The sequence below is a fragment of the Paenibacillus sp. OT2-17 genome (genome assembly GCF_009827695.1).
Lineage (GTDB): Bacteria > Bacillota > Bacilli > Paenibacillales > Paenibacillaceae > Paenibacillus > Paenibacillus polymyxa_B.
The window spans coordinates 1-7411 of sequence record NZ_WUDQ01000163.1 but is presented as its reverse complement, the minus strand read 5'-3'; the positions used below and the strand labels follow the sequence as shown (position 1 = coordinate 7411).

The window sequence follows — 7411 nt, the reverse complement described above, 5'->3', positions numbered from 1 at the left end:
AAGAAAGAAACGATATACAGCCCGATCACAGGCAGGACCACACCACTGAGTCAAGTGAATGATTCTGCATTTTCTACAGGGGCCATGGGAAAAGGGTTAGCCATTGAACCGTCTGTCGGTGAGGTTGTAGCGCCAATAGATGGGGTCGTAACCTCGCTGTTCCCCACAGGACATGCCATAGGATTGACTTCCAATGCGGGTACAGAGATATTAATTCATATCGGAATTAACACCGTTTCGCTGAAAGGGAAGCATTTTAATCCAGTGGTTAAAGAGGACGACAGCGTGAAACAGGGCGATTTGTTAATCCAATTTGACAGGGAGCAGATTATTGAAGCAGGATACGAAATCGTAACGCCTGTCATCGTCACACTTACGCAACATAAAGTGGACGTATTTGAGACAAATCAGGAGCAGATTCAAAAAAATGAAGTATTGTTAACTTTGGTTGTGTGATACTGGCAAGCATCATCACATACACGAATTGCGAACATCAGAAGGATATAACTATAACTGGAGGGACTAGATCATGAAACATAATCAATTGAAGGCATTTCCTGAAAATTTTTTCTGGGGAGCTTCCACTTCCGCTTATCAAGTAGAGGGTGCATGGGACGAAGATGGAAAAGGACCTTCTGTCATTGACATGGCTAATCACGTCGAAGGGGTCACTGATTTTAAGGTAACCAGTGATCATTACCATATGTTCAAAGAAGACGTAGCTCTGATGGCTGAAATGGGCTTTAAAGCATATCGTTTCTCTATTGCTTGGACACGTATTTATCCCCAGGGCGTAGGTGAAGTTAATCAGAAGGGAATCGCGTTTTACAGCTCATTAATTGATGAACTAATTAAATACGGGATTGAACCGATTGTTACTATGTATCATTTTGATCTGCCTTATGCTCTTGAAAAACAAGGCGGTTGGTCGAAGAGGGAGACGATTGATGCCTTCGAACAGTATGCCAAAACATTGTTTGAGAACTTTGGAGACAGGGTGAAATATTGGTTAACCATTAATGAGCAGAACATGCTGATTCTCCATCCCGGTTCTATTGGCACATTAGATACAAGTCTCGAAAATCCACAAAGGGTACTGTATCAACAAAATCATCATATGTTAGTCGCGCAGGCGAAAGCAATGGTATTGTGCCATGAAATGCTACCTGACGCGAAAATTGGACCTGCGCCGAATATCGGGGTTATCTATCCAGCCAGTTCCAAGCCGGAAGATACACTGGCGGCTGATAACTATGCAGCCATTCGCAACTGGCTTTATCTGGATATGGCTGTATTTGGCCGTTACAATCACATTGCGTGGAGCTATTTGGTCGAGAAAGGCTATGAGCCTGTCATTGAAGAAGGGGATATGGACATTTTAGCGAAGGGGAACCCGGACTTTATCGCATTTAATTATTATACCTCTCAAACCGTAGGAGAAAGTTTAGATGACGGAAATGATTTTTCACATACAGGAGATCAGCATGAAATTGTGGGTGAACCCGGAGCATATCGAGGTTCCGTCAACCCCAACCTGCAAACGACGGAGTTTGGTTGGGAGATTGATCCGGTCGGTTTTAGAACCACATTACGCCAAATTTATTCTCGCTACCACTTGCCTTTAATCGTGACAGAGAACGGCTTGGGCGCTTTTGACAAGCTTGAAGAAGGGGATGTAGTGAACGATCCTTACCGCATTGACTTTTTCAAGAAACATATCGAGCAGATTCAACTGGCTATTACAGACGGTGTAGAAGTATTCGGCTTCTGTCCGTGGTCTGCGATTGATCTTGTTAGTACCCATCAGGGCTCCAGCAAGCGTTACGGGTTTATCTATGTGGATCGTGAGGAGTTTGATCTCAAGGATCTGCGTCGTATTCGTAAACAAAGCTTCTATTGGTATCAAAAGTTGATCTCCACAAACGGTGAAATTCGTTAATTAAAGCAGCCGTGAAAAAGCACCTCCTTGAAATGGAAGATTTCCATTTAGGGAGGTGTTTATATTTTTTAAACCTTAGGGGGAGAGGCTGATTTCATTTAAGCAACAATTATCCCTTTTCCAGAAGTGTGATTATGTATTATATAATAGAAGAAACACAAACGGAAAGGACATCATGCATTGACCTTACAACAATTAAAATATGTCATTGAGGTTGCCAATCGCGGCTCCATGAATGAGGCGGCGAAGCGGTTGTTCATTTCCCAGCCCAGCCTGTCGAACGCGATTCGTGATTTGGAGGAAGAAATTCATATCACCATTTTTGAGCGTACCAATAAGGGAATTTCTTTGTCCAAGGAAGGTGTGGAATTCCTCGGTTATGCACGTCAGGTCGTTGAGCAGGCGGAGTTACTGGAAAGTCGCTATCTGGATGCCAAGCCTTCACCACAGCATTTTGCTGTGTCCACGCAGCATTACGCTTTTGCTGTAAATGCATTCGTAAATCTGGTAAATCAATATGGTCAAGATGAGTATGAACTGGCTTTGCGGGAGACCAAAACCCATGAAATCATACAGGATGTCAAAAGCCTGCGCAGTGAGATCGGAATCCTGTATCTGAACGAATTTAATGCCAAGGTCATTAACAAGCTGTTAAAAGATGCGAATTTGCAATTCAATAGCCTGTTTACGGCCAAGCCGCATATTTTTATCAGTGCCAATAATCCGCTATCCCGACAGTCTATCGTGACCATTGATCAGCTTCATCCGTATCCGTATTTGTCCTTTGAGCAAGGGGAGTACAATTCCTTTCACTTTTCCGAGGAGATTCTCAGTACGTTGTCACATCCCAAAAGCATTCGTGTCCATGACCGGGCGACCCTCTTTAATCTGCTCATTGGCTTGAACGGCTATACGATTTCTACCGGGGTGATCAGTGCGGATCTGAATGGTAATGACATTATTTCCGTCCCTTTGGAATGTGATGAGTCTATTAATGTGGGATGGATTTGCCATAAAAACGCTGCGCTCTCCAAGCTGGCTACCGTCTATGTAGAAGCGCTGCATGAGGCGATAGGGGAATAAAAGGTTGGATATAGCCTTAGGCTATAACTAGCTATAGTTTATTGGAGTTACCTTATAACTGAAAATGTATGTTATCTTTCTTACAAGAACTTCACTACAGAAGCGAAAAAGGAGATAACCCTAATGAGCAGCATCCTTGACAATGCATCCCAACGTAAAGTGACCCCTTTTAGACATGATATGGTCGGAAGCTTTTTGCGCCCGCAAGCGATTAAAGACGCCAGAATTCAATTTCAAAATAATGAAATCTCTGCGGACGAGCTGAGAAAGATTGAAGATAACGAAATTATCAAGCTAGTAGAAAAGCAAAAATCCGTAGGACTTCAAGCCGTGACAGACGGTGAATTCAGACGCTCCTGGTGGCATCTTGATTTTATGTGGGGTCTGGACGGCGTGGAAAAGGTACAGCTTTCGAACGGCTACCAATTCCAAGGTGTGGAAACAAGAGCGGAAACCGCACGCTTGTCCGGTAAAATCGGACATTCCCGTCATCCTTTCATTGAAGATTTCAAATTCCTGAAGCAAGTAGCAGGTGAGGATGCCATCGCGCGCCAAACGATTCCGGCACCTGCGCAATTCCTGGCCGAGCTGTTGCGCGGAGAGAATAAAGAAACAACCGATACGTATTACAGCAATCTGGATGAGCTGGTGACGGATATCGCCAAAGCTTACAAATCCGTGATTCAAGCGTTGTACAATGAGGGCTGCCGCAGTTTGCAACTGGATGATTGCACATGGGGTATGCTCTGTGATAAAAACTATTGGGAAGCTAGACAGCATGCGGGTGAGAATGTGGAAGATACCAAAAAGCTGTTTGCCCGTGTGAATCAGGAAACGGTGAATGATCTCCCAGCCGATTTGGTCGTTACGACCCACGTATGCCGTGGTAACTACCATTCCACCTGGGCATCCTCTGGCGGCTATGAGCCTGTAGCCGAAACTCTGTTCGGCATCGACAACATCGACGGCTACTACCTCGAATTCGATACCGACCGTGCAGGTGATTTCACACCGCTTAAGTATCTGAAAGACCAAAAGCAGGTTGTACTGGGCCTCGTTTCCTCCAAAACGGGTGAACTGGAAGACAAGCAGACGGTCATTAACCGCATTAAGGAAGCGACTCAATTCGTCGACATCAACCACATCTGCCTCAGCCCACAATGCGGCTTTGCTTCGACAGAAGAGGGCAATATTCTGACAGAAGAGCAGCAGTGGAAAAAGCTTGCTTTCATTAAAGAGATTGCGGACGAGATTTGGAAGTAAGGGTTATAGGGTAATTAAAAGGTTCTATTAGTTAAAGATATTTTATTAATAAACACGTCATATATTGACGTGTTTATTAATATTTACAAGATTAGGTGGGAGTATTCTTTTGATTGAATTCCATAACATAAACAATATGGTCATATGGTTTCGCTAAACAGATGGCGGGAAAATCTAAAAAAGTATAATTTCTGAATATCCTAAAAAAGGCTAAGACTCTTTTATGTTTGTCCACTTCCTATTTACAACTCTTGCATACAATGGATTGTAGAATGGCATTAAGAGGGAGTGACAAAAAAATGAGTCTTTATTTTCGAAACAGCACTAATTCTACCATACAAGTAGCTATCTTCTATCATGCGAGTAGGTGTGGATTTGTCTTTGTGGGACAAACGGGTATATTGTCTACCTGGTACCGTTTGGCGCCCGGTCAAACGAGGGAAGTTGTTACTGGCAACGTAGGGGATAGAACAATTTATTATTACGCTGAGAGCGTATCAAGAAATCTTGTGTGGTCAGGTAGTTTCCCGATACATGTTCCAAATTATAATTTCAGTGGATGTTGGATCTGGAATATTAATGGAAATTTATGTAATAATTGCAGAAGAGTTGGTTTTAAAACACTTAACATCCAACGCGGCTTCGTGAATTTTACAGTCAACCTTATTACAAATAGTGCTCAAAGAAAAACGAAGCTAAAAAATGTTCGTATGGTATTGCCCACAAAAAGGGTAAAAAGAAAATCTAAATTGAATGACCGCAAGAAACTACCTAGAAGCCAATAATTTCATAGTCGCGGGGAATCCTTTGTAATTTCGTATTCGATTCAGTTCGCGCTTTTATATAAGAAACTTGAAATTAAGTTAATAGTGGATATATATATATTATTTTAATTTTCGATAGGGTATTGAACTTACGTAAAACAATAGTGCAATAGGAACTGCCTTATTAACTAAAGGTGGCTCCTTTATTTTTGCAAAAAAATCTTTTTTAATTTGTAATTTCCCTTATCACATTCCTCGCCAAACGTACTTTCTCTGGACTCGACTTTTTGAGCATCGTAATAATTTCTATAATATCTTCATCAGACTCCACAATTTTGGGGTCCTCGCTTACATATGAAAACAACTGAACTAAGTTTACGTCTAGTGCTTTTGCAATTTTAGCTACATTTATCAAAGAAACATTCTTTTCTCCACGTTCGATCTGTCCAATGTATGTAAAATGAAATCCACCTTTTTCCCCAAGAGCTTCTTGTGAGAGGCCTTTTTCTTTGCGTAACACTCTTATTCTAGCCCCAACTAGCTTTAGTACTTCTTTGTCCTGCATTTATCTACACCCCTTCATACTAAAAAGTGTAGTCAAGATTTTCTTGGGTAAACATGAGATTAAGAATCGTATATTCAGCATTGATTATATCTATAAGTATTATTTTAGAGTATAATAAGACTAATATTGGAATTCTATTGAGGAATAGATATGAAAGAAGCTCCTTCTACCTTTATTTCAAGTCCCACCCAACCATCCAGACCCTCACAACACCTACATAAATCAATAACCGATTTCCACAATCTATCTCAATACCACATGAAACTAGCCCAAATCCTGTACAAGCACAATCAACTCCAATGCTGCATAATCCTATGTGACTGGGCGTTAACCTCCATGTTACAAGCTCTATATATGAAAGAAAACAACAGCCTTTTCCCTCCCGGATTCCTGTCTATGACTGACCTGCTGCACTTATTACATACCGAAACCAACCCGGGATTGGATGTTGTCGTATTTATAGGCACCACTCAATTTCTTTCATCTCAGCTAGAAAGCTCTCTCCTTCAAAAGATGAAGCACAAGGATGTGAGCAGGTTACTGCGAAGAACGGACGACATTCTCTGCCAGTTGTCATCCCGAGTGATTAGCGATCCATCCGAGACGTATCAGTCCATTTTCTGAATAGCCCTTCCTTGGCAAATAAACTTGCCGATTCGCCCTGTCGTTATCCGCTTTTCTTCATACGATAAGAGTAAGCTTTAACGCAAGGAGGGATTCAGACATGGGTGAAGTAGGTTACGGTGGAGCATGGACATCCACAGGAGCGATTTTGGTATTGTTCATTTTGTTGGTGATTATTACTAAGTCTTTTCTGATCTAACAGCAGGTTAGATCGCTTAAATCCACAAATCAGTCTTCTTTCACGACATCGTGAGGGAGGGCTTTTTTATGCAGAATGGGTGTTAGCCCAACATGTTGTCTGGCCCTGCAAGCATTGTTATACTTTACATACAGGGAGATTTTCCCTCAAGTATATGGCAATAAGGATAGCGTAAGACGTGGGAAAACAGAAATTGGCTGACCAAAATCAGGAGGATCACATGATGAATACGGCAAGCAGTCCATTTCAATTTACAACAGATACGGCGACTCTTTGCCTATTTGATACGCAAGCTCTTAAGCATCGTTTGGACGATGATCCGGATTGGTGGTCCATTGAAGAGGACGAGCTGGGCGAGTTGAACAAAGGAAATGTAGCTTTTTTGAATCTGGGAGCCGACGGGACCTATGAGGTTGTGATGACAGATCATATTGACAAGCCTGCTGTACGGCTGTTTTTGAAGGTTCCCTCAGGCAACTTGTTTATTGGAGCGGGGGAGGAAGCCACAAGTGGTGGACTGGAGCCTGAATGTGTATGGGGAGGGACGTTCCTTTCTGTGCAACCGGGACTTTATGAATGCTTGGCGAGTAAAGAAGACAACCGTATTTATCTTTCTTTAAAAAAAGGAAGCGAAGGCAGCAATAGCTTTACAGGTCTGATTCGATTGTAGGTTGCAGGCTCAACCCGTAACGGCCCATACAAGCCACCTGAACAGGTGGAAGCAGGAACAACCGGAACCGGGGAAAATGGAAAAAGGGCTATCCCCACGGCTTACACATCCGTGAAGACAGCCCTTTATCCGTCTATTGATACTTTACAATAATGGCATTGCTGATTTGGCGGCCGGGTGTGGTGAGGTAGGAGCCGTTGTAATACAGCCCGCTGGAAGCACCGCCGTCTAGATTCATGGCTTGATAAGCGCCGGCCTGCTTCATCATTTGGGCGAGCTGCGGTATAGTCGCTCCACTTGTGGT

10 protein-coding genes are annotated in these 7411 nt (G+C 42.7%); 8 read left to right on the top strand and 2 right to left on the bottom strand.

Annotated elements, in window-relative coordinates:
- The 5 genes from GRP75_RS16045 to GRP75_RS30650 all read left to right on the top strand — a co-directional run.
- A partial coding sequence (locus GRP75_RS16045; protein ID WP_160789798.1) for a PTS sugar transporter subunit IIA occupies nucleotides 1–456 on the top strand: 456 nt, incomplete at its 5' end.
- A gap of 73 nt (nucleotides 457–529) precedes the next feature.
- The gene (locus GRP75_RS16040) at nucleotides 530–1939 is read left to right on the top strand and encodes a glycoside hydrolase family 1 protein (protein WP_160789797.1); all 1410 of its coding nucleotides are present in this window, start codon (nucleotides 530–532) and stop codon (nucleotides 1937–1939) included.
- Nucleotides 1940–2119: 180 nt separating this feature from the next.
- Complete coding sequence (locus GRP75_RS16035; protein ID WP_028542869.1) at nucleotides 2120–3022, top strand: LysR family transcriptional regulator; 903 nt, start codon at nucleotides 2120–2122, stop codon at nucleotides 3020–3022.
- A gap of 123 nt (nucleotides 3023–3145) precedes the next feature.
- On the top strand, nucleotides 3146–4285 hold the full coding sequence (locus GRP75_RS16030; protein WP_160789796.1) for a 5-methyltetrahydropteroyltriglutamate--homocysteine S-methyltransferase: 1140 nt from the start codon (nucleotides 3146–3148) through the stop codon (nucleotides 4283–4285).
- A gap of 260 nt (nucleotides 4286–4545) precedes the next feature.
- Nucleotides 4546–5070, top strand: a complete 525-nt coding sequence (locus tag GRP75_RS30650) for a DUF1036 domain-containing protein (RefSeq protein WP_369127579.1) — start codon at nucleotides 4546–4548, stop codon at nucleotides 5068–5070.
- 205 nt (nucleotides 5071–5275) lie between these two features.
- On the opposite strand, the gene GRP75_RS16020 is transcribed toward GRP75_RS30650, so the two are convergent.
- Entirely contained in the window at nucleotides 5276–5614 is a 339-nt protein-coding gene (locus GRP75_RS16020; RefSeq protein ID WP_023987960.1) for a helix-turn-helix domain-containing protein, read from the bottom strand.
- A 396-nt stretch (nucleotides 5615–6010) separates the two neighbouring features.
- Between GRP75_RS16020 and GRP75_RS29805 the strand changes: the two genes are divergently transcribed.
- The 3 genes from GRP75_RS29805 to GRP75_RS16010 all read left to right on the top strand — a co-directional run bounded on the left by GRP75_RS29805 (nucleotide 6011) and on the right by GRP75_RS16010 (nucleotide 7107).
- Nucleotides 6011–6238: a hypothetical protein gene (locus tag GRP75_RS29805; protein ID WP_237449072.1), complete on the top strand. Its 228-nt coding sequence runs from the start codon at nucleotides 6011–6013 to the stop codon at nucleotides 6236–6238.
- A gap of 100 nt (nucleotides 6239–6338) precedes the next feature.
- Nucleotides 6339–6437 (top strand): hypothetical protein, encoded by a 99-nt coding sequence (locus GRP75_RS29800; RefSeq protein ID WP_014599622.1) that lies wholly within the window; start codon nucleotides 6339–6341, stop codon nucleotides 6435–6437.
- Between the two features lie 178 nt (nucleotides 6438–6615).
- On the top strand, nucleotides 6616–7107 hold the full coding sequence (locus tag GRP75_RS16010) for a DUF6386 family protein (protein WP_337194233.1): 492 nt from the start codon (nucleotides 6616–6618) through the stop codon (nucleotides 7105–7107).
- A 133-nt stretch (nucleotides 7108–7240) separates the two neighbouring features.
- Here the strand turns inward: GRP75_RS16010 and GRP75_RS16005 are convergent.
- A partial coding sequence (locus GRP75_RS16005; RefSeq protein WP_160789794.1) for a phosphodiester glycosidase family protein occupies nucleotides 7241–7411 on the bottom strand: 171 nt, incomplete at its 5' end.